General features: G+C 44.0%; 19 protein-coding genes and 1 tRNA gene. 15 read left to right on the top strand and 5 right to left on the bottom strand.

Annotated features, from left to right (window positions below; all coding sequences use genetic code 11):
• Positions 1–20 precede the first annotated feature (20 nt).
• From qoxB to qoxD, 3 genes are read left to right on the top strand one after another with little or no spacing between them, the layout of a single operon-like run.
• Complete coding sequence (gene qoxB, locus ACFPTP_RS03090; RefSeq protein WP_381442084.1) at positions 21–1,976, top strand: cytochrome aa3 quinol oxidase subunit I; 1,956 nt, start codon at positions 21–23, stop codon at positions 1,974–1,976.
• Positions 1,966–2,562: a cytochrome aa3 quinol oxidase subunit III gene (qoxC, locus tag ACFPTP_RS03085; protein ID WP_381442082.1), complete on the top strand. Its 597-nt coding sequence runs from the start codon at positions 1,966–1,968 to the stop codon at positions 2,560–2,562. The genes qoxB and qoxC overlap by 11 nt, the downstream gene beginning before the upstream one ends.
• A 1-nt stretch (position 2,563) precedes the next feature.
• Positions 2,564–2,845 carry a cytochrome aa3 quinol oxidase subunit IV gene (qoxD, locus tag ACFPTP_RS03080; protein WP_381442080.1) on the top strand — a complete coding sequence of 94 codons (282 nt, stop codon included), beginning with the start codon at positions 2,564–2,566 and terminating at the stop codon, positions 2,843–2,845.
• A 41-nt stretch (positions 2,846–2,886) separates the two neighbouring features.
• On the opposite strand, the gene ACFPTP_RS03075 is transcribed toward qoxD, so the two are convergent.
• Positions 2,887–3,120: a hypothetical protein gene (locus tag ACFPTP_RS03075; protein WP_381442078.1), complete on the bottom strand. Its 234-nt coding sequence runs from the start codon at positions 3,118–3,120 to the stop codon at positions 2,887–2,889.
• 182 nt (positions 3,121–3,302) lie between these two features.
• Between ACFPTP_RS03075 and ACFPTP_RS03070 the strand changes: the two genes are divergently transcribed.
• The 3 genes from ACFPTP_RS03070 to ACFPTP_RS03060 all read left to right on the top strand — a co-directional run bounded on the left by ACFPTP_RS03070 (position 3,303) and on the right by ACFPTP_RS03060 (position 6,267).
• Positions 3,303–4,445: an AAA family ATPase gene (locus ACFPTP_RS03070; protein WP_381442076.1), complete on the top strand. Its 1,143-nt coding sequence runs from the start codon at positions 3,303–3,305 to the stop codon at positions 4,443–4,445.
• A 29-nt stretch (positions 4,446–4,474) separates the two neighbouring features.
• A complete protein-coding gene (locus tag ACFPTP_RS03065) occupies positions 4,475–5,884 on the top strand; it encodes a VWA domain-containing protein (RefSeq protein ID WP_381442074.1) in 1,410 nt (469 codons plus the stop codon).
• 77 nt (positions 5,885–5,961) lie between these two features.
• On the top strand, positions 5,962–6,267 hold the full coding sequence (locus ACFPTP_RS03060) for a DUF3243 domain-containing protein (RefSeq protein ID WP_381442072.1): 306 nt from the start codon (positions 5,962–5,964) through the stop codon (positions 6,265–6,267).
• A gap of 326 nt (positions 6,268–6,593) precedes the next feature.
• On the opposite strand, the gene ACFPTP_RS03055 is transcribed toward ACFPTP_RS03060, so the two are convergent.
• Entirely contained in the window at positions 6,594–6,716 is a 123-nt protein-coding gene (locus ACFPTP_RS03055; RefSeq protein WP_381442070.1) for a YjcZ family sporulation protein, read from the bottom strand.
• Between the two features lie 285 nt (positions 6,717–7,001).
• Between ACFPTP_RS03055 and ACFPTP_RS03050 the strand changes: the two genes are divergently transcribed.
• Entirely contained in the window at positions 7,002–7,580 is a 579-nt protein-coding gene (locus tag ACFPTP_RS03050) for a hypothetical protein (protein ID WP_381442068.1), read from the top strand.
• A gap of 137 nt (positions 7,581–7,717) precedes the next feature.
• On the opposite strand, the gene ACFPTP_RS03045 is transcribed toward ACFPTP_RS03050, so the two are convergent.
• Positions 7,718–7,790, bottom strand: a tRNA-Val gene (locus ACFPTP_RS03045).
• Positions 7,791–7,917: 127 nt separating this feature from the next.
• Here ACFPTP_RS03045 and ACFPTP_RS03040 point away from each other — a divergent pair.
• Positions 7,918–8,766 carry a DNA-3-methyladenine glycosylase family protein gene (locus ACFPTP_RS03040; protein WP_381442066.1) on the top strand — a complete coding sequence of 283 codons (849 nt, stop codon included), beginning with the start codon at positions 7,918–7,920 and terminating at the stop codon, positions 8,764–8,766.
• 65 nt (positions 8,767–8,831) lie between these two features.
• Here the strand turns inward: ACFPTP_RS03040 and ACFPTP_RS03035 are convergent, their stop codons facing one another.
• Positions 8,832–8,990, bottom strand: a complete 159-nt coding sequence (locus ACFPTP_RS03035) for a hypothetical protein (protein ID WP_381442063.1) — start codon at positions 8,988–8,990, stop codon at positions 8,832–8,834.
• A 317-nt stretch (positions 8,991–9,307) separates the two neighbouring features.
• Between ACFPTP_RS03035 and ACFPTP_RS03030 the strand changes: the two genes are divergently transcribed.
• Positions 9,308–10,693 carry an aldehyde dehydrogenase gene (locus tag ACFPTP_RS03030; RefSeq protein ID WP_465269802.1) on the top strand — a complete coding sequence of 462 codons (1,386 nt, stop codon included), beginning with the start codon at positions 9,308–9,310 and terminating at the stop codon, positions 10,691–10,693.
• Positions 10,694–10,755: 62 nt separating this feature from the next.
• On the opposite strand, the gene ACFPTP_RS03025 is transcribed toward ACFPTP_RS03030, so the two are convergent.
• Positions 10,756–12,369 (bottom strand): two-component system sensor histidine kinase NtrB, encoded by a 1,614-nt coding sequence (locus ACFPTP_RS03025; RefSeq protein WP_381442061.1) that lies wholly within the window; start codon positions 12,367–12,369, stop codon positions 10,756–10,758.
• A gap of 96 nt (positions 12,370–12,465) precedes the next feature.
• On the opposite strand from ACFPTP_RS03025, the gene ACFPTP_RS03020 reads away from it, so the two are divergent.
• From ACFPTP_RS03020 to ACFPTP_RS02995, 6 genes are all read left to right on the top strand, one after another.
• Positions 12,466–13,515, top strand: a complete 1,050-nt coding sequence (locus ACFPTP_RS03020; protein ID WP_381442059.1) for a M42 family metallopeptidase — start codon at positions 12,466–12,468, stop codon at positions 13,513–13,515.
• Positions 13,516–13,721: 206 nt separating this feature from the next.
• The gene (locus ACFPTP_RS03015) at positions 13,722–15,212 is read left to right on the top strand and encodes a UDP-N-acetylmuramoyl-L-alanyl-D-glutamate--2,6-diaminopimelate ligase (RefSeq protein ID WP_381442057.1); all 1,491 of its coding nucleotides are present in this window, start codon (positions 13,722–13,724) and stop codon (positions 15,210–15,212) included.
• Between the two features lie 134 nt (positions 15,213–15,346).
• Positions 15,347–16,921, top strand: coding sequence for a peptide chain release factor 3 (locus ACFPTP_RS03010; protein WP_381442054.1), 1,575 nt, complete (start codon positions 15,347–15,349; stop codon positions 16,919–16,921).
• Positions 16,922–17,213: 292 nt separating this feature from the next.
• Positions 17,214–20,279: an efflux RND transporter permease subunit gene (locus ACFPTP_RS03005; RefSeq protein ID WP_381442052.1), complete on the top strand. Its 3,066-nt coding sequence runs from the start codon at positions 17,214–17,216 to the stop codon at positions 20,277–20,279.
• Positions 20,280–20,577: 298 nt separating this feature from the next.
• Positions 20,578–21,327: a TerC family protein gene (locus ACFPTP_RS03000; RefSeq protein WP_381442049.1), complete on the top strand. Its 750-nt coding sequence runs from the start codon at positions 20,578–20,580 to the stop codon at positions 21,325–21,327.
• 127 nt (positions 21,328–21,454) lie between these two features.
• On the top strand, positions 21,455–22,804 hold the full coding sequence (locus ACFPTP_RS02995; protein WP_381442047.1) for a TrkH family potassium uptake protein: 1,350 nt from the start codon (positions 21,455–21,457) through the stop codon (positions 22,802–22,804).
• The last annotated feature ends 116 nt before the right edge of the window (positions 22,805–22,920 follow it).

The following is a 22,920-nucleotide window of genomic DNA, read 5'->3' as shown; positions in this document are numbered from 1 at the left end:
CCGAAAGGAGTACAACAAGTATGGACTACTTTGATCGATTTGCCATACCTCATCCTAGTCCTGCGATTTACGCATCGATGGTAGCCATTGCACTTACCATGATTGCGATTCTCGTAGGCTTAACCTATTTTAAAAAATGGGGTTATTTATGGCGCGAATGGCTGACAACAGTCGACCATAAACGCATCGGTATTATGTATCTCATCGCTGCATTGCTTATGTTATTCCGCGGCGGGGTGGATGCACTCATGATGCGGGCGCAAACTGCTGTACCTGACAACAAATTATTGGATGCCCAACACTACAATGAAGTGTTCACGACCCACGGGGTTGTCATGATCATCTTTATGGCGATGCCATTTATCTATGCACTCATGAACTTCGTTGTGCCTCTACAAATCGGGGCTCGCGATGTAGCGTTTCCTCGTTTGAATGCGCTCAGTTTCTGGTTGTTCTTCATGGGTGCAATGCTATTCAATATTTCATTCGTGATCGGCGGTTCTCCTGACGCTGGTTGGACTTCGTATTTCCCGCTTGCAGGGAATGACTTCAGTCAATCTGTCGGGACGAATTATTATTTGATATCGATTCAGATTGCCGGTATTGGTACGTTGATCTCCGGCATTAACTTCATGACAACGATCTTTAAGATGAGAGCACCAGGCATGAAATTGATGAAAATGCCGATGTTCACTTGGACAGCACTTATCACAAATGCGATTGTCGTATTCGCATTCCCAGTCCTCACAGTCACACTATTGCTCGGAACAATGGACCGTCTATTCGGCACCCATATCTTCTCCATGACAAATGGCGGGATGGATATGCTTTGGGCGAACCTGTTCTGGGTTTGGGGTCATCCGGAAGTGTACATCTTGATCCTGCCGGCTTTCGGTATTTACAGTGAAATCATTTCAACGTTTTCGCAACGTAACCTATACGGCTATAAATCGATGGTCGCTTCAATTGTGATCATTTCATTCTTCTCCTTCTTAGTTTGGACGCACCATTTCTTCACGATGGGGCAAGGGCCTTTAACGAATAGTATTTTCTCCATTACGACAATGGCCATTGCGATTCCAACGGGAATTAAGATCTTCAACTGGCTGTTGACGATGCGGAAAGGGAAAATCAAATTCACAGTTCCGATGCTGTATTCCGTAGGGTTCATCCCGATCTTCACGATCGGCGGGGTGACAGGGGTCATGCTCGGTATGGCAAGCGCCGATTATCAATACCATAATACGATGTTCCTGGTTGCTCACTTCCATTACACAATCATTCCGGGTGTCGTATTCGCGATGCTTGCCGGTCTTACGTACTGGTGGCCGAAAATGTTCGGTTTCATGCTCAATGAACGAATCGGTAAATGGGCATTCTGGTTTATCGCCATCAGCTTCAACGTCACATTCTTCCCGATGTTCTTCACGGGCTTGGATGGACAAGCACGTCGGATGTACACATACTCTGAAGCATCTGGGTTTGGTCCGTTGAACATGCTTTCCTTTGTAGGAGCGGTTGGTTTGGCGATCGGATTTGCGTTGATTGTTTATAACGTCTATTACAGTACACGCTATTCATCCCGGAATATTAGTTCCGATCCGTGGAATGCCCGTACACTTGAATGGGCGACACAGACTCCGGTTCAATCATATAACTTTGCGCGGACGCCTCATGTCGATTCCATAGAAGCGTTCTGGGATCATAAGAAAAAAGGTACGCCGTTGTTCAAAGGTGAAATTGAGAAGATTCATATGCCGAATAACAGCGGTGTGCCGTTCATCATGAGCTGTATCTTCTTCGTCTGGGGCTTCTCGTTCATATTCAGCATGTGGATTCCGGCAATCATTACGACCATTGCAATCTTTGCATGCATGGCTCACCGTTCATTTGAAAAAGACGACGGTCATTACATTTCCGTTAAAGAAATTGAAGCAACAGAAAAAGACAGCGAGGTGTTAACAAATGAAAATTGATAACTCGCTTCCACTTGAATATGGCACCGAACAGAATAAGTTGAACATACTCGGTTTCTGGATTTTCCTTGGGGCTGAAGTGATGCTGTTTGCGACGCTTTTTGCAACCTATTTCACATTGGAGCATCGTACGGGGAGCGGACCAGCAGGGGCAGAAATCTTCGAACTCACCCCGGTGCTCATTGAAACGATTTTGCTGCTGACAAGTAGCTTTACAATCGGTCTTGGTGTACATGCGATGCGGATCGGTAGAAAAAATGCGATGATGACGTTCTTTGCCATCACGTTGCTTCTCGGTCTTTCATTCTTAGGTGTCGAAATTTATGAGTTTACACATTATGCCCATGTTGGAGCCGGTCTTCAAGTGAGTGCTTTCACGGGCATTCTGTTGACGACATTAGGGACGCACGGTGCCCACGTGACACTAGGGCTCTTCTGGGGATTATTCATTATCCTGCAAGTGAAAAAACGTGGCTTGACGCCTGAAACGGCTAATAAATCATTCATCTTCTCTCTTTACTGGCATTTCTTAGATGTCGTCTGGATCTTCATCTTCAGCTTCATCTACTTGAAAGGAATGATGTGAAATGAGTGAATTATTCCCACGTAAACAAGTAATGGGATTTGTCTTTTCGTTAGTTCTGACAGCTGCAGCACTGACCGTCTACTTCTTGGATGTGTCATTTGCGGTAGGGATGACGATACTTTTGGCAACAGCATTCATACAAGCAGCTGTTCAGCTTGTCGGCTTTATGCATGCTGGCGAATCGGAAGACAAAGTGGCGATTTACGCAAATATCTACTACGGAATTGCCATCGCCCTCGTCACCATCTTCGGAACGTTATTGATCATGGTTTGGGATATGTAATAAAAAGGAAAGGAGCGCCGTTATGGACGCTCCTTTCTTTTTTAATGAATGCCCCGCATTCCTTTATCCGTCTTTTCCAACATTTCTTCCGTTGCAACGAAGAAGACCCCCATCAGGAAGATGAAAATCGCCCCCATCACAGTCCCGATTCCGATGCCAGTGACGGCACTGTAATCGCTTACAAAAAATCCATACAAGAAAATGGAGATTCCGATCGTTAGCACTGTGAGTCCGACAACTTTAACTGCATTCAACATCTTCAATTTGGATTCCACTACCAACACCCCTTTTCTCTATTATTTATCTTGTTCACAAAGTTGTCAAACTTATTTTGGTGTTGTTTGAAGAATGCGAGCGGCTTCTCATTGCAGAATCATATTTGAAAATCGGAATAGCACATGACCGGGATGGAAAAGCTTGAGGAAAGCCTATTCGTAAGTGATTGGAGTCGTGGTGAATGGAGAATAACATAGCAAAGCTGGATGAGATGATCAAAGCGCTAAATGCCAAGTTCTATGAGCGGGAAGCTGAGATTGAAGCACTTCTGATAGCGGTATTAGCCCGCCAGCATATCCTGATCATCGGGCCTTCGGGTACGGCAAAATCCGCATTGGCCATCTCGCTTGCAAAAATGATACAAAGCACCCGCTATTTTCAATGGCTGCTGACGAGGTTCAGCACACCGGAGGAGTTGTTCGGCCCTTTATCATTAAAGCACCTCGAACAAGGTGTATACAAGCGGAATACGGCAACAAAAATGCCAGAAGCGAATATTGTGTTTTTGGATGAAATTTTCAAGGCGAACAGCGCTATACTAAATAGTTTATTAACCATCATGAATGAAAGGATTTTTTACAACGATGGAAATCCGATACAAGTTCCTCTAATGACGGTCATTGGGGCTTCGAATGAATTCCCGGAAGAGGGGGAGGGGCTTGAAGCGTTATACGACCGTTTTCTGTTTCGGTTTGACGTTGACTATATTAAAGAAGACTCGAATTTTATTTCCATGATGAAAAATGAAGGAAAACAAATGCAATTGCCGACCATGACGCTTGATGATTTGACGCAATTTCAACTTTTAACGGATCGGGTTGTTATCCGAGACGATGTATATATGGCCCTGTCAACACTACGCAAGGAGTTGAGGGATGAAGGGATTCAACCGTCTGATCGACGATTCAAGCAATCCCTTCGTCTGCTTCAGGCGCGAGCGTTGATCCGCAAAAGAAATGCCGTAGCAGTAGAGGATATGATCATCCTTGAACATACCCTTTGGGAGACGATTGACCAAAAAGACACCGTTTCACTCATCGTTCGTAGACATGCACAAGACACGGTTATTCAGGCGCTTGATTCTATACGGGCTGAAGCGAAAGAAATTTTTTCGATGATAAAGCAAGATACTTCGGTGGAAGCGGGAATGGAAGCAAACCAAAAAATGAACGCGCTTGAACGCGATTTGGAAGAGCTCAAAAAGCTCCATGGAAATCAGGAAGCGGAAATCAATGCGTTGCATGTCAACGTGAAATCGATGCAACAAGAAATCCTCAACGCCATTTTAGAGCCTATGTATTTTATTGGCCAAAATGAGATCTAGATCATTAGCAGTTGGGATGTGAAAATCAGGTGGCAAACAGGAAGGTATGCGAAGAGAACAGGTCAGTATTAAATACAGATGCGTTTGATAGAAGGCGTTTTAAAGAGATCCTCGAAATTTCGCCGAGGCTTCAAAAGGTGAGAGATGAAGCGATATTGCCGAAGTTTGAACCTTTGCTAGGTGATATTTGGGCTTCCTTCTTTAAAATGAAACCGACGATCATTGCTAACGATAGTGAAGAATTCCTTTCAGTCAATAAAACAATTATGGAAATCATAATGGCGGATGAACAATTTTCCTACTTTCGAAACTTCACTCGATTAAATGACTTGACATCCGCCATCAGTACGATCGTATTTGGGGAGAAAATAAACGACTGGTTCGTTCAGCTAGTGGAGCAAGATGCTGATCTTCAAGAACAAGCATGCCAATTTCAATTGCTGGTCAGGCAATCGCGAAATCAGCAACTACCAGAGAGTGGTCGGGTAGCACTCATTGAATTGAATGCGAAGTTACAGCAAACAGTTCAAAGTAATAGCGAAAGCCTCTTACAAGTAATTGACCGAGCTAGACATGAAGCCAAGCATGTGAAAGAGGGATTAATCTCTTTACTCGGTGGCCTATCTGCCGGCAATGCTGAAGCTGAGTTGAAAAAAGTTCCATTGCGCGACAAGATAAGATTAGCAGAGAAAATTGCATCCACTAAAAAGATGAAAGAAATAGCGGATTGGGCCGGTCGATTCAAACAAATTGCCAGAAGTAAACAAAAGTCAAAAAAGGGTGCATCTCCGGCAAGAAAAGGGGTTACATTTGGAAACGACATTGAGAATTTACTACCGGTCGAGCTCTGTTATTACACCCATCCGGTCATGAAAACGGATTTCCTTCGCCGTTTTTCCGAAATGCAAACGATGCAATTTGAACGGGGAGGGCCGGAAGTTTTGAAGAAAGGGCCGATTGTCCTTTGCCTTGACCAATCAGATAGTATGAGCGGCCTTGACAGTCAATCAAAAGGGTTTGCATTAGCCCTAATGTCAATCGCGAGGAAGCAGAGAAGGGATTTGTGCCTAATCGTATTTTCTTCGCGCATTCAAACGTTCAAGTATGTAAAAGGGAAAATATGCGTTTTAGAAATGATGAAACTCGCACAGACCTTTTTAAGGGGAGGAACGAACTTTGAATCGGCACTTACCGAGGCGCTAAGCGTAATCAGTGAAAGTCGTTTTAAACAGGCAGATGTTGTATTTATCACAGATGGCGAAGATCACTTAACGACTTCGTTCTTAGCTTCTTTTCATAAAAAGAAACGTGAGAAAGCATTCAATGTCCTTTCCCTTGTCATCGGGTGCAATCGAAATACAGTGGCACAGTTCTCCGATCGGGTGATTACGGTTGAAGAGTTTGATGACGAAGGCAGCTATACGGCATTTGAATTGTAAGTGGAGGTTATTCTGTGTTTTGATTTAAAGTTATCGGCCATACTAAAAATTCAACTATAGATAGGAGTGATTAGTGAATGGATATGAAAGACAAAGTGCAAAAGGAATTAGCCAAAGTGAAAGAGGAGACAAAGGATGAAATACTGGAAAACTTCAATCAGTTTAAACAGTACCTGGCTGAAAAAGTCGAATTAGGGGAGAACATGGGGTTAAGTGAAGAAAAACTCGCTAAGACAACTGAAATTGTTGCAAATTATCTTGCCAAACATGAAAACCCACGGAATAGGGAAGAAAAAGTGTTAATGGAACTTTGGAATGCAGGGACAAAAGAAGAACAACATACACTTGCGCATTTGCTTCTGAAGATGGTAAGGGAAGCGTAAGCTCAACGTAACTGAGGCGTCACTATCAAATGAAATCAGGCGAAGAACTTTTCGTCTGATTTTTTTGTATAAGGAGTCGTTGAGCCTATTCTCTTATCGTTACACACAAAGCAACTGGAATATTTATTAGATTACGTATTAAACAAAAAAACAGACCCTAGGCCTCAAGCCAAGCAGGTCTGTTCTGGAAAAATAAATGTTGGTGTTGCAGGGAAGAGTCGTAATGTGGATTTAGATATCCTTACTTGCCTGAAGGTGCTTTGATGGCGGTTTGGACGATATTACGAAATAAACGGTTGTCCTTTAAAGCTTCGGGCGAGGTGAACTTAATAGAATCCCTTGCCGAAAAAGCCGGAAGCACCCACGATGATTAAAAGAATGAACAGAACGACGATCAAAGTGAAGTTATTACCAAATCCATATCCATATCCATATCCACCTGCGCTCATAACTAACACCTCCTCAGTTGATGCTTTTACAGTATATGTAGGGGAAGTAGTAAGGATTGGACATACATCAGGTTATAAACGGATTTATTAAAACAGCCCTTATGCATTCGGGTTTTTTAACCAATCGGTGAAGAGTAAATCAAGAAACCAAGTGACTGCAAATACAGTTACTTGGTTTTTTTGTGCAGAACCAACCTATTTTTTTGTAACTTACATACAATTATCGATTTAGACCAAAGTAAAGAAACATGTAAAAAACAATGATGAGGAGGGGAAAGTTAAAATATGGGCATGTTCAAAATTAATATATTTTTGATCTGCTTCTGTGTTATCCTATCCACTTCAGTCTATGCGGCAGAAAATGAGGACAGTGTATTTCAGGAAGTATTCTTAAACTATCAACGAAAAGTCTTGAATATAATCAACATCGGCGTAGAACCGTTGAAGAAATTTGATGGGGTTGTTGATGATCATGAGCTTTATGATCTTGCTTTATCGGCGGAACATAAGCTTGCCGAAAGTTCCCGAATGCTATCGGAACTGAAAATCCCGATTGCATTGCCTGATGATACAAAGACGCTCCTTGGCAGGTCCAAGGAAGAGCTAACCATCGGTCTAAAGTCATTGAGTGAAAGCATGAATTATTTTGTAAGGTTCATCGAGAACCCAAGCCCACCACTGTACGATAACTACATCGTAAAACGTGATAAGGGCATTAATTATGTTCATGGCGGTTTAACCACGTTGACCACAGCGAAATTGCAGTTGGATGCACCAGACGAACCAACTCAAATTGTACAGGAAATTCTAAAGACATTATCATCAATTGAATTTCCAGAACGACATTTACCAAATCACAATTAACCCAGACTTAAGATAGTTGCCATACTACAGACATTCGATAAAACGACAAAAAAACAGCCCCTAGGCATCCGGCCTAATAGGACTGTTTCTGGAGAAGGTTGTTGTTCCGACAACCTTCCTACGGGTTTGGCACCCAATGATTCCGACTGGGCTCGAACCAGCGACCTCTACCCTGTCAAGGTAGCGCTCTCCCAGCTGAGCTACGGAATCGGGAATATGTGTTGCTTGCTTACTGCACATTTATTATTATAGCTTGTTTGCCATAGAAGTCAACACTATTTCTAAAAGTTTTTTATAAGCACGAAAAAAAGGTAGAATATGAAGAAAAGAGGTGATCATGATCGATACACAAATTACACTTCCGTTTGCCTATGACTTTGAACGGGCACTTGAACGATTGGCGGGCGATCCGGTGAACGCCGTTGATTTGGCGAAGCGAGAAATCCGCATTCCGATGGAAGAAGGGAATGTCATCAGGCTCAGTGGCACCGGCACAACCGCTTCTCCTACGTTCGTGCTGGAAAATTTAATCGATGACGGACAAGCAGATAAAATCAAATCCATTTTTCATTTCGACCGGCCCTTGGATACTATTGCAAACCATTTCGAGGGCACCGATCTTGAACAGCTTTTCAAAGATCATGCCGGTACGCCTCTTATCCAAAGCTTTTCGCTCTACGGAACGTTAATGAAAAACATTATTCACCAGCAGTTGAATCTTGCATTCTCGCACGTTTTGACGATGCGCTTTGTAGAATCATTCGGATCTGAACAGGATGGCGTATGGCGGTATCCAAAGCCGGCAACGATTGCAACCCTGGAAGTGGACGATTTACGTAAGCTTCAATTCAGCGGAAGGAAAGCGGAATATGTCATCGGGTTGTCGCGTTCCATTGTCGATGGGAAGTTGGACCTTGAAAAGTTTTCAGGAATGGACGATGAAGAGGTGACAAGAGAAATGGTCATCCATCGTGGGGTCGGCCCGTGGACGGCTCAGAATTTCCTCATGTTTGGATTAGGCCGGCCGAATTTATTCCCGTTGGCCGATATCGGTCTCCAAAATGCATTAAAACGTTTATGGAATCTTGATCGGAAGCCGACTGCTGATGAAATGCTTGCGCGTTTTCCATCATGGTCACCCTATTTAAGCTATGCTGCACTTTATTTATGGCGAAGCATCGAATAACAAAAGCTGAGGACGCCCGAAGCTGGACGAAAAAAGCTTCCCCGCAGTAAGGGAAGCTTGGTTCATTAATGTGTATGAGCTTGTTGGCTATCTTGTTCCATTCCAAGTTCGTTGTCAAAGTAGAGGAAAGTTTCATTGTCGAGGTCTGTGATGCGCTCCTTGTTGAGACCTAATGAAAGATTTCCTTCAAAAATTGTTTCCCACCAAGTTTCTGTTGTTGTCATGTTCATTTCCTCCATTTCAATGATTTTCGGTTTGTGGCTATGTGATATGTCTTTACCCTCGGCTCAGCGCAACTAAAACGCAAACTGCTTAAAAAGGACCGTTAGACCTATTGCTTGCGGACCTGTAAAACAAGCCGTTTTTCATTGAGGCTATAAGCGGATGTATCTAAAAATCAGGAACAAAATAATGAATTATGTAATCATAGTATATGTTGGCGTCCAATTTCCCAAACTGCGTAATTGGTCGGAATTTGGCGAAGTGAATTCAGTTCTTTTGCTATATTGACAATTTGTTTTGTTGAAGGAGGAGGGTTTTTGTGGAAATTGCTCATGAAATCGATTCAATGATCGCTTTACAGCGGAACTTTTTTGATTCTGGAATGACGAAACATGCTGAATTCAGGTTGGACATGTTGGAGCGCTTGAAAAAAGCAATCATTTTAAAAGAAGATGAAATCCATGAAGCGTTGCGGAAAGACTTAGGGAAAAGTCAGTTTGAATCATACGTGACGGAAGTAGGATTCGTCCTCTCGAGCATTTCTTTCATGATGAAGCATTTGGAGGAATGGATGGAGCCCGAGTCAGTAAAGACGCCTGCATATTTGCAACCTGCAAAGAGTTTCATCGTTCGGGAACCATATGGAAGCGTGCTGATCATCGGTCCATTCAATTACCCATTTCAGTTGATCATGGATCCATTGGTTGGTGCAATCGCAGCTGGAAACTGCGCAATCGTCAAACCTTCTGAGTCGACAATCCATACAAGCGAAGTCATTAAGGACATCTTAACGGAAATATATCCCCAAGATTTTGTCCGAGTCGTTGAAGGTGTGGTCGACGAAACTACTGCACTCATCCATGCACCATTCGATTATATCTTTTTCACCGGAAGTGCGACTGTAGGAAAAATCGTCATGAAGGCTGCGGCGGAACGTCTGACGCCAGTCACTCTGGAATTAGGCGGGAAAAGTCCAGTCATTGTCGACCAGACAGCGAACTTGAAAAGGGCGGCGGAACGGATCGTTTGGGGGAAGTTTGTGAATAACGGGCAAACTTGCGTTGCTCCCGACTTTGTCCTCGTCCATGACACCGTAAAGAACAAGTTTTTGAAGGAAATGATCACCTGCATCCGTGACTTCTATGGGGAAGACAGTGCTAAAAGCGTTGATTATGGAAGGATTGTCAACGTAAAGCATTTTGTTCGTCTAACTGAAATCATTAACAAGGAACAAAGGCATATCGTATTTGGTGGAAAAATGGATCGTGATGATCTCTATATCAGTCCGACGATTTTGGATGGTGTGTCATGGACCGGTCCTGCAATGGATGATGAGATATTTGGACCTGTACTTCCGATTTTGACATACAACAATTTAGGTGAGGCGATCCACCGCATACGCCAAATGCCGAAACCGTTGGCTGCGTATTTGTTCTCTGAAAACGAGCAGGCACATGAATATTTCTTGGAGCATCTTTCGTTCGGAGGAGGCTGCATTAACGATACGATATCGCACGTCGGGAATATCCATCTTCCTTTTGGCGGCGTCGGTGCATCCGGCATGAATGCGTACCATGGAAAGGCGAGTTTTGATCTGTTTACCCATTCGAAGTCAATTTTGAAGAAAAGCACAAAAGTACCAATCCGCCTTGGATATCCGCCATATGGCAATAAACTGGCCATCGTAAAAAAACTATTAAAATAATCGCCAAATACTAGGCGAAGGAATACGTTACATTTTCCTTCGCCTTTCATATGGCGCGAAGCTCATCTTTCATTGATCTTCATAAAGTCCTGATATTTATTCGATGAGTAAATAGGTAATTTCACAATCAGTTCAGCACCTATTTTTCGATATCCATTAAATTCAATGTTGCCGCCATGATCTAGCACTATTTTTTTTGTAATGACTAGCCCCAGTCCTGTCGCTCCATCTTTCGTCGTGAAAAATGGTAGGAATAATTGTTTGTAAGTCTCCTCGTCCATCCCGTGGCCATTGTCGCTCAGCGTAATGGAAAGCATATTATTGACGATTGAATTGAAGAAAGTAATATTGCCGCCATCCCGGACCGCTTCCATGGAATTTCTCATCAGATTAATAAACACCTGTTTCAGACTTTCTTCGTTGCCAAAAACTGTCGTCTGATATTCTGCCAAATAAAGTGAGCATTCAATTTGCCGATGCTTAAGCTCCTCTTCAAAAAGGCTAATGACTTCTATGATGATATTTTCTACATCAAGTTCTTTTCGTTTTTTAATATTCGGCTTCGATAAAATCAAAAATTCGTTCGCAATCAAATTGATTCTCTCAATTTCACTTTCCATAATTTCTGTATACATTCGGTAAGGATTTTCGGGATCTTCATTCATCAATTGTACAAATCCATTTACTGAAGTCATCGGGTTTCGCACTTCATGGGCAACGGTAGCGGCAATCTCGCCGATTGCATTCAGTTTAATGGCTTCGATCCTCAGCCGCTCCGCTTGCAGTTTTTCTGTTATGTCGCGGGTGATAAGTGATAGTGCGACGATTTTATTGTTTTTATCATAGATCGGTGCAACTGTCGTTTCGGCTTCAAAAATAGTGCCGTTCTTACGGATTTCTTTTGAACGGATATTTTTAAAGCTCCTCCCTTGCAAAAGGTATTTTTGACGCTCAGCAATTTCTTCGAATTGCGAGGGGGGCGTCAATTGAATGGATTTACCGATGCACTCCTCTTTTTTCCATCCATACATCTCTTCAAATGCAGGGTTGACAGCGAGCAGCTTTTGGTCAAGATTGAAAACTGCAATCGAATCATGTGAATGTTCGAACAAAAGGTCCAAATAGCCCTCCTTTGAAGACAGGGTTACGCTCATCACTTCTTTTTCGATGAGCAGCTTTTTCATTTGTGGACCAATTTTCACTGTGAGAATGAAAAGGAGCAACATGACGATAACAAATAGGAAACTAAAATGGATGACCATTTTTGCGTCTCTGATAGGATGGAAATAAGGGCCTAATAGGCGTAATAAGATGGTCATTTCAATTGTTGTCACACTTAACATGGTTAGTTGCAAGTACTTATCACTGTAAATGAGGGACATGATGATCGGGAAAAATAAAAAGAAGAGATAAGGAAAGTCTGCGTTGACGAACAACAAGGAAAGGATATAAATATTGCTTCCCAAAATGATTAGCCAGCTAATGATCTTCTGGTTTATCTTGCCATAATGTATTAGCCCAAAGAGGCTTATATTGAACACTGCTGCGGCTGTAATTGGCAACAGATATTGCAATTCATCAACATAGAGGGAAGCAATCAACTGAAAGAAAACAATAAAACCGAAAGAAATGAGGAGATATTTATTTTTCGATTGGATGGGCTGACTGTTTTCCATTGATACACCTCAGAAAGTAGTAGTATTATAAGTATCATACATCATTTGTTTTATTATGGAAACGGAAATTTCAGAAAAAGAAAAGGGGATATGAAGATGCATCAATTTAACGAGTCGAAGACAATTGAAGTGTTAAAAAGGCTGGTAGAGACGCCAAGTCCGTCCGGTTTCACGGAAAAAGTCATGCAAGTCATCATCGACGAACTAGGGAGCATAGGGGTTCCGTTCAAACGGACGAATAAAGGGGCGGTTATCGCGACAATAAAGGGAAAAGATGATTCTCGCCACCGTTTATTGACTGCGCATACCGATACGCTAGGAGCGATGGTGAAAGAAATTAAAAGTAACGGAAGACTGAAACTGACGATGATTGGCGGATTTAACTGGAATGCTGTGGAAGGCGAGTATTGCCATATACATACTGCTTCCGGCAAGGAAGTTCGCGGTACGATTTTGATGCATCAGACAACGGTCCACGTATACCGCAATTCAGGAAGCGCGGAAAGGAATGCCGACAATATAGAAGTGCGAATCGATGAAAAAGTGACAAATGCAGCTGAAACGAGAGCGCTTGGCATTGAAGTGGGGGATTTCGTTTCCTTTGATCCGAGATTTGAAGTGACGCCAACCGGTTTTATCAAATCAAGACATCTTGACGATAAAGCGAGCACTGCACTTCTATTGGAATTAATCCGTTCATTGAAGGAAAACGGGACGGAACTTCCGAATACGACTCATTTTTACATCTCGAACAATGAAGAGATCGGCTATGGCGGGAATTCCAATATCCCGGACGAAACAGTCGAATATATAGCTGTCGATATGGGAGCGATCGGTGATGGACAAACTTCCGATGAGTATACCGTATCCATTTGCGCGAAAGATTCAAGCGGGCCGTACCATTATGCATTGACGCGCCATTTGACAGCTCTATGTGAAAAAGGGAACGTTCCATACAAGTTGGATATTTACCCTTATTACGGGTCTGATGCATCAGCTGCAATCCGGGCAGGCTTCGATGTGAGGCATGCATTGTTCGGGCCTGGAATCGAATCGTCACACGCGTTGGAAAGAACGCATGTTGATTCATTAAAGGCGACTGCACAATTACTGCATGCATATGTAACATCTGAAATGATGGAGTAAAAGCGGAAGGCGCTTGCTCAGATGCGACAGGCATAAGGCAAGGATGCGTCGTGGCGTTTTTTGCCACAGAGCAACATTGACTTATGACCCAAGCAAATCGAACAGCGAAGGGTTCGTTTTGCCGTATTTCTGCGGTTTTTGCAGAAATTAAGGCATCGATCTAGCGCCTGAAGCTAGATAATGCGAAGAAGTTAGGAGGACTGGTGATGGAAACCGGTTATTTATTTTCATGTTTGCCAATAAAGAAAGTGGAAGGGGTTTTACCTGATACCGTTACAGACATCGCGGTAGATTCACGCGCTGTCCATGCAGGTGGCGTCTTTGTCTGCATAAAAGGATTTACCGTGGATGGACATGCGTTCGTTCCGAAAGCGATTGACAATGGTGCAAGAGTGATTGTCGCATCCAGTCAACTCAAGGTGGACTCGGACAAAGTTGCAGTCGTCTATGTGGAAGATACGTCAAGGGCGATCGCCTTGCTTGCTCCCCGATTCATGAACTACCCTTCCAAAAGGATGACAATGATCGGCGTGACAGGGACAAACGGAAAAACGAGTGTCAGCAATATGCTTCATTCCGTATTGCACCATGCAGGCGAAAAATCTGCAGTGACAGGAACGATCGGATTTAATTTGGATGGCGTTTTATTTGAAACGGAAAATACGACGGCCGATGTACTGACAACTCAACAAATGATCAAACAGGCAGCCGACGCAGGATGCTCGACGATGACGATGGAAGTATCTTCACATGGACTTGTCGAAGGCAGATTGGCGGGAACCGAATTTGATATTGCGATTTTCACGAACTTATCGCATGACCATTTGGACTTCCATGGGACGATGGAGAATTACGGGCATGCAAAAGGGCTTTTATTCGCGCAGCTTGGACAAGATCTGGAACAGGCGAAGTTCGGCGTTGTCAATGTGGACGACCCGTGGGGAGTGCGGATGAAGGAAATGACCTCGTTTCCGGTATTGACCTATGGTGTTCACAATGAAGCGGATTTCCGTGCGATGGACGTCCAACTGACTGTTGACAGCACTTCATTTTACTTGGATTCGCCTGCCGGCGGCTTCGATGTGAAAATGTCGTTGATCGGTGAATTCAACGTATACAATGCACTCGCCGTTATTGCAGCTTTATATGCGAAAGGACTTGAAATGGAAGTCATCCTTGAAGGGCTAGCCGTCATTCCTTCCGCAAAAGGCAGGATGGAGAAGGTTGAGACAGAATTGCCGCTGACAATCTATGTCGATTACGCTCATTCGCCCGATGCGATCGAAAAGGCGATCCAGGCGGTTCTTCCATATAAAGACGCCGCCAGCAAATTGATATTCGTCATCGGGACCGGGGGCAACAGGGATCGGATCAAACGCCCGATTATGGCAGAGAAGGCGTCAATCGCCGATTATGTTGTTTTGACGACAGACGATCCGAGAGATGAAGCATATGAGACGATTTTGTCGGAGCTTGAAGCAGGCATGCAGCACGATCAATATGCATGCATCGGAGATCGTGAAGAAGCCGTCCGTCATGCTGTCTCGGTTGCTGATGAAGGGGATATCATCATCTTTGCCGGGAAAGGTCATGAAGACTTTCAAATCATCGGCAGAGAGAAGCTGCCCCATTCCGATGCCGACATCGCATTGGAAGAAGCGGAAAAGAAATTCGGAAGAGGTTTTATTGAAAAATAAGGGGATGAAGAGCTGTCATTTAGGCGGCTCTTTTCCTTTTCACAAAAGACTTTGGTTGGCGGAGAAAAAATGGTTGAAAATGACTCGCAATCTGACTATGCTAAGAAAAGCGGAAAAGAAGGAGTTCAGACAAAATGCTAAAACCTATAAAAGAAGAGATTGCATCACGGCGCACGTTTGCAATCATTTCCCACCCGGACGCCGGGAAAACGACAATGACGGAAAAACTGCTCTATTTCGGCGGTGCCATCCGTGACGCAGGTACCGTAAAAGGAAAAAAGACGGGCAAATACGCGACATCAGACTGGATGGAAATCGAAAAGCAACGGGGAATTTCAGTAACATCTTCCGTGTTGCAATTCGACTACGACGGCAAACGCGTCAATATTCTAGATACACCGGGACACGAAGATTTCAGTGAAGACACATATCGTACGCTCATGGCGGTCGATGCAGCTGTCATGATGGTCGACTCTGCAAAAGGGATCGAGCCTCAGACGATCAAACTATTCAAAGTCTGCCGGATGAGAGGAATTCCGATTTTTACGTTCATGAACAAAATGGATCGTCAAGGGAAAGAGCCGCTTGAACTGATGGAAGAATTGGAAGAAGTACTGGAAATCGAATCATATGCAATGAATTATCCTATCGGGATGGGAAAAGAATTCATCGGCGTATATGACCGATTCAACAATCGCATCGAGCAAGCACGTGTGGAAGGGGATAGCCACTTCCTTCCGTTGAATGAAGAAGGGGAGCTGGCGGTCGAGCATCCGATGACTGAAACTTCCTATTACCAGCAAGCGCTTGAAGACGTTTTGCTTTTGAATGAAGCTGGAAATGAGTTCGACGTGGAGCGGGTTGCCAATGGGGAACTGACTCCTGTATTTTTCGGCAGCGCTTTGACGAATTTCGGTGTCCAGACATTTTTGGAGACATTCCTGCAGTTTGCACCTTCACCTCAGCCGAGGAAAACAAAAGATGAACAACTTGTCGATCCGAATTCAGAAGAGTTTTCAGGATTCATTTTCAAAATCCAAGCGAATATGAACCCGGCTCACCGGGACCGTATCGCTTTTGTCCGGATCGTTTCCGGCGGATTTGAAAGAGGAATGTCGGTCACCGTGCCTCGTATTTCAAAGACGATCAAATTATCACAGACGACGCAATTTTTGGCGGATGACCGTGAAACGGTAAATGAAGCAGTTGCAGGCGACATCATCGGCTTGTACGATACGGGGAACTATCAAATCGGTGACACAGTCGTCGGAGGGAAGTCGAATTTCCAATTTGAAGCTCTACCGCAGTTCACGCCTGAATTGTTCGTCCGTGTCACAGCTAAAAACGTCATGAAATCAAAGCATTTCCATAAAGGGATCCTTCAATTAGTTCAGGAAGGCGCCATCCAATATTACAAAACGCTGCATACCGAAGAAGTCTTATTGGGCGCGGTCGGTCAACTTCAATTTGAAGTGTTCGAGCACCGTATGAAAAACGAATACAACGTGGAAGTCCATATGGAACATATCGGTTCCAAAGTCGCTCGCTGGATTGAAAATGAAAGCGACGTGAAAGAATCGATGACTGGTCAACGATCCATGCTCGTGAAGGACCGGTACGACAATCTCGTGTTCCTGTTCGAAAACGACTTTGCACTCCGTTGGTTCGGTGACAAATATCCGGACATCCGATTGTACAGCTTGTTATAATTTATCAATTTAACCGGGGGACTTGGTCTCTCCGGTTTTTTATTGGCTTTCGGATGGGTCATAGGTCATGAAATGACGATAACTCTTGTGAAGTGATTGATAACTTCTTTAGATTGACCGATAACTCGCCCGGATTGATCGATAAAAGTCGGGAAATGATCGATAAATCCCGGAAAATGATCGATAACTTTCCAAGTGCGTTTATATGAGGAGTTTTTATGCTCAAGATTGATGTTACCACCGTCTTTCAATATGATAGAAGTAAGTGTTTTTTCATGAAAGGGATGTGCAAATGAAAATCAGTAACTTCTCCATAAAACGACCTGTCTTTACGATTGTGACAATGTTTTTAGTTATCATCCTAGGGGCAGTTTCCTTTTTTAAAATACCAGTGACGCTCATTCCCGAGCTGAATCCGCCGGTAGCAGTCGTCGTTACCAACTATCCAGGCGCATCCTCCACAGAGGTGAGTGAAAAACTGACAAAGCCGCTTGAGGCGAGTTTGTCGACTGCTCCTGGCTTAAAATCTATGCAATCATCGTCCCAAGAAGGCGCGAACTTCATTCTGCTCATGTTTGACTGGTCCACAAAAATCGATGATGTACAACTAGACATCATGCAAAGGATCGACCAGGTGCCTGTTCCTGAAGGTGCGAATGCTCCAAGGTTCATGAAATTCGACCCTGCACAGTTTCCGGTCATCCAGTTGTCGCTTCGGACGAGCTCGGAAGAAGCGGATATACGTGATATTGCCGAGCGTCTGGAAACAGAGCTGCGCCGGACAAAAGGCGTCGCAAGCGTCACCGTTACAGGAAAATTGGTGGAAGAAGTTCAAGTCATATTGGATCAGAAAAAGCTTGAGAATTTTGGACTCGTCCAATCAGATATTGTACAGGCAATCCAAGCGAACAATGTATCGATGCCCGGTGAGCCTATTGAAACAAATGGCGGAAAGCAACTGACGACTAGGATCATCAGCACGTTGACGACCATTACAGATATTAAGGAAGTCGCGGTAGGGGTCAATCCGCTAAACGGACAAAAAGTGAAAGTGAAGGATGTAGCGGATGTTGCCATGCTCGAAGCGAAAGCGACTTCCGAAACGAGGGCGAATGATCAACAGGCTGTCCTGATGTCCGTGCTCCAAGAATCCGGCGCCAATACTGCAACCGTATCCACTGAGTTCAAAGCTGCTTTGGATCGTTTACTCGCACAAGAGGAATACAAAGATGTCGAGGCGGACATCCTGTTCGACCAAGGTGATTACGTGAAGCTCGCGGTCGGAAATATCGGGCAATCATTATTGCTTGGTGGATTATTCGCGATGATCGTCTTGTTCTTATTCCTTAGGGGAATCAAAAGCCCGATCATCATCGGCATTGCCATCCCTTATTCGGTCATCGTTACGTTCGTCCTCATGTTTTTCGCCGATTTCTCACTCAACATCATGACGCTTGGTGCGTTGGCGTTAGGGATCGGGATGCTCGTCGATAATGCAATCGTCGTCATTGAGAATATCGAAAGGCATATCGCGATGGGGAAAGACCGTGCAGAAGCGGCAAGGGATGGTGCGAAAGAGATCAGCGGTGCTATCACCGCTTCGACGTTGACAACACTAGCCGTATTTGTGCCTGTCATTTTCATTAGTGGTTTGATCGGACAGATTTTCACGGAGTTTGCGTTGACGATTTCGTTCAGTCTTTTCGCCTCCCTCGTTGTCGCATTGACAGTTGTTCCGATGATGGCGAGCCGAATGCTTACTAAACCACGGAAGAATATCGAAGCTAGAAGGCGTCGCTCGAAGACGTTGAACAGATTTGAACGATCCGTCAAATGGTCGCTCAGACATAGGGCCGTCATTTTAATCTTGACACTTGTTCTATTGGCTGCCAGCGGTTTCGGATTATTCAAGGTAGGTACGGAATTCCTGCCGCCGACCGATGAAGGATTCTTTAGCATCTCGATTAAGATGCCGAATGGGTCATCATTATCATCCACAAATTCGGTCGTTAAAAAGATTGAGACGAGACTGAAAGAGGAAAAGGATATCGATGTTTACGTCAGCCTAATTGGAGGGACGCAGCGAAGTATGGCGCAAGGCGGCTCAAAATCGGATCGAGCCGAAATGTACATTAAACTTATGCCACTTGCGGAGAGGAATCGTTCAGTATTCGAGTTCGTCGATGATGTTCAACCTGATGTTCTTGCACTTGTAGGTGAAGAGGCGGATGTCAGTTTTGAAATGCAGACTGCGGCTGGTTCGAGTCCGAATACATTATCCTTCACGTTGAAAGGTACGAACGAGGAAAGATTGAACGAATCCGTGAGTAGGCTTGATAAAGAGCTGCAGAAATTGAATTCGGTTCTTGAAATATCAAACGACCTACAAGATACTGTAGAGGAAATCCATATTGAAGTGAATCGCGAAAAGGCATCAGACCTAGGGTTGGCGCCTTATCAAATCGCACAAACTGTCAATTCAATTACTCGGGGCCAAATCGCATCTCAATTTGTAGATGAAGAAGAGAATGTCGTCTCGGTCATCGTCCAATATGACGAAAGGTATCGGGACAGTATAGAAAAGTTGAAACAAATCAAATTGCGGACACCGACTGGCGGTTTTGTCGCACTGAAAGATGTTGCGACGATTTCCATAGCGGAAGGGCCAGCTTCCATCCGGCGGGTCGACCAAGCCCATTCAGTCTCCTTCGATATCAAATATGCATCTTCATTATCACTTGGGGATATGACCGACAAAGTGAATGAAATCGTGGAGCGCATCAATTTGCCGGAAGAGACGGAGATGTCTTATGGAGGCGATCGCGAACTGTTCGAGAGTGCTATCGATGACATGCTCATGGCCATTATCCTTGCCGTCGTTCTCGTCTACATCGTGATGGCGGCACAGTTCGAGTCATTCAAATATCCGTTTGTCATCATGTTCTCCGTGCCATTGATGGTGATAGGGGTGGCGGTAGGATTGTTCGTAACGAATACCCCGGTCAGTGTGACCGCGGTCATTGGCATTCTCGTGCTTGTCGGGATAGTCGTCAACAATGGAATTGTCCTCGTCGACTATATTAACCAACGGAAAGAGGCGGGAATGTCTTCGTATGATGCAATTATTGCATCGGTCAGGGATCGTGTCCGACCGATTCTGATGACCGCCTTGACGACAATCTTAGGACTGTTGCCATTGGCGCTCGGCATTGGCGAAGGGACTGAAATGAATCAACCGATGGGGATTGCCGTAATCGGCGGACTAATCAGCTCCACGTTCCTGACACTGTATATCGTTCCGATCATCTATAGCTTGTTCGATCGACAAACCAGAAAACATGCGGTTGAAACTGAATAAATGAAATTCCGGGGATACAAGTCTCCGGATTTTTTCTGTATTTATTCTTAGCTAATGAATTGTACCCAGGCATTTTTAATGGTATAATTTTTTGGTAAGCACTCAACAACTAAATATTTCTTTGACAGTTGTCAAAGGGGAGTAGCTATAGGGCAACCTATTTCATAGTCGTCAATACATGGCAAGCGCCATCGGTTATGATAGCAGGATTTTATACATAATAATTTCTGACTTAGCGAGACCTTTGCCTATTATTAGGTGAGGGTTTTTTTATTTGGAAAAATAAGGAGGAAATCAATTGGAAGCAATATTATTAGAATACGCATGGGTACTTGTTGTATTGATCGCACTAGAAGGGTTGTTGGCAGCGGATAACGCTGTTGTAATGGCCGTCATGGTGAAGCACCTTCCAAGACCGCAACAGAAAAAGGCATTGTTCTATGGATTGCTTGGTGCGTTCGTCTTCCGCTTTGCGGCATTGTTCATGATTACGTTCTTGGTGAATATTTGGCAAATACAAGCGTTAGGGGCAGCCTATCTTTTATTCATTTCCATCAAAAGCTTATTGGATAGAGGAAATGATGATCACGATGTGAAGAAGCCGCGGAAGCAATCAGGTTTTTGGATGACGGTGTTCAAGGTAGAACTGGCAGATATCGCATTCGCTCTAGACTCGATGCTAGCAGCGGTCGCATTGGCAGTCACTTTGCCTGAGCTTGGCGATTTTCATATCGGTGGCATTAACGGCGGACAATTTGTGGTCATGCTGCTTGGTGGAATTATAGGCTTGGTCATCATCCGTTTTGCAGCGCGACAGTTCGTTGTGTTGCTCGAAAAATATCCATCACTCGAAACAGCGGCTTTCCTAATTGTCGGCTGGGTAGGGGTCAAATTGGTCGTACTGACATTGGCACATCCGAAGCTGCAAATAATCGATGAAGCATTTCCGCATTCGACGATGTGGAAGTCCACATTCTGGATTGTTCTTGCGGCAATCGCTGTCGGCGGTTACTTGACTGCAATGGCAAAAAATCGAAAAAAAGCATGAACGAATCGACCGGTACATGGTAAAATGTACCGGTCGAATATTTTGTTGTAGTGGTTTTCTTTCCTTTTAAGCGAAAGTTCACTAAAATGGAAAGATGATTCCCTCTTTTTAGAAAGGTTATGATTGCATGAAACTCACAAGGGAAAGTCTGCATAGGTTCACACCCGCTCAAGTTATCGTCTTTTATTATTTTTTGGCGATCGGATTTTCCTTCCTGCTGTTAAACTTACCGGGCGTTTATTTGCCTGGAGTTGAAGTCAGCTTCATAGATAGTCTGTTTACCGCGGTAAGTGCGGTAAGTGTGACTGGATTGACTGCTGTCGACATCGGGGGTACATATTCGGTCTTCGGGATATGCATGATCATGCTCGTCCTGCAATTGGGCGGGATCGGCATTATGTCTATTGGTACATTCTTCTGGCTTTTGGTCAAGAAGAGGATCGGCCTGCGAGAACGGCAACTCATTATGGTCGACCATAACCAATATTCGTTGGCAGGAGTCGTAGGGCTCATTAATCAGATTGTCCGGATCATCTTTTTGATTGAAGTTACAGGTGGAATCATTTTGACATTATATATTATGCGATATTACGACACGTTCAGTGAAGCCTTGCTGAATGGGATGTTCATGGCGGTTTCGGCAACGACGAATGCTGGTTTCGATATTACGGGATCTTCTTTGCTTCCTTATTTCGATGATTATTTTTTACAAACGGTTACGATGATTCTGATCGTCCTTGGGGCCATCGGTTTTCCGGTGCTGATCGAAGTCAAAAGCTTTTTCTCGAAAAAAGTACCGAATTTCCGTTTTTCGCTCTTCACTAAAATTACGACCGTCACGTTCGGGCTGTTACTCGTATGGGGTGCATTACTCATTTTCATTTTGGAGTCATTCCACTCGTTTAAGGGACTTTCATGGCATGAAAAGATTTTTGCTTCATTGTTCCATTCCGTATCTTCACGATCTGCGGGATTGACGACTTATGATATTACACAATTCAGTGATGCAACGGATATTTTCATTTCCTCCTTGATGTTCATCGGGGCTTCCCCTAGTTCGGTAGGAGGGGGGATCCGGACGACGACATTCGCCATCGCGCTCCTATTCCTCATCAACTTTGCGCGGGGCAATAATGTCATCAATATCTTCCGGCGCGAAATCAAGCTTATTGACGTTTATCGGTCATACGCAGTCATTTTGCTTGCTGCAGTTATGGTCATGACAGCATTGCTTATTTTGCTCATTACCGAAAAGAATGTTCCGGTTGTTGCACTCCTGTTTGAAATCACTTCAGCTTTCGGTACGTGCGGCATGTCACTCGGAATTACTTCTGACCTTTCAGTGATCGGGAAATTGATCATAATGGTTCTGATGTTCATCGGGCGAGTCGGTCTTATTTCATTCCTGTATACATTGGGTGGAAAGACAAACAAAATACCTTACACATATCCTAAAGAACGCGTTATCATCGGATGAAAAAAGCATCTTTCTAGACTGACCTAGCCATATGAGACACATATAAAACACCTTGATTAGGCTGCCATTACACCATATTTTGCAGGTGTCAGGTAGCCTAATTTTTCTTGGATACG

Source organism: Sporosarcina koreensis, assembly GCF_042655825.1.
GTDB classification, from domain to species: Bacteria; Bacillota; Bacilli; order Bacillales_A; family Planococcaceae; genus Sporosarcina; species Sporosarcina koreensis.
Note: the sequence above shows the minus strand (reverse complement) of the source record. Positions and strands in the feature narration are given on the sequence as shown.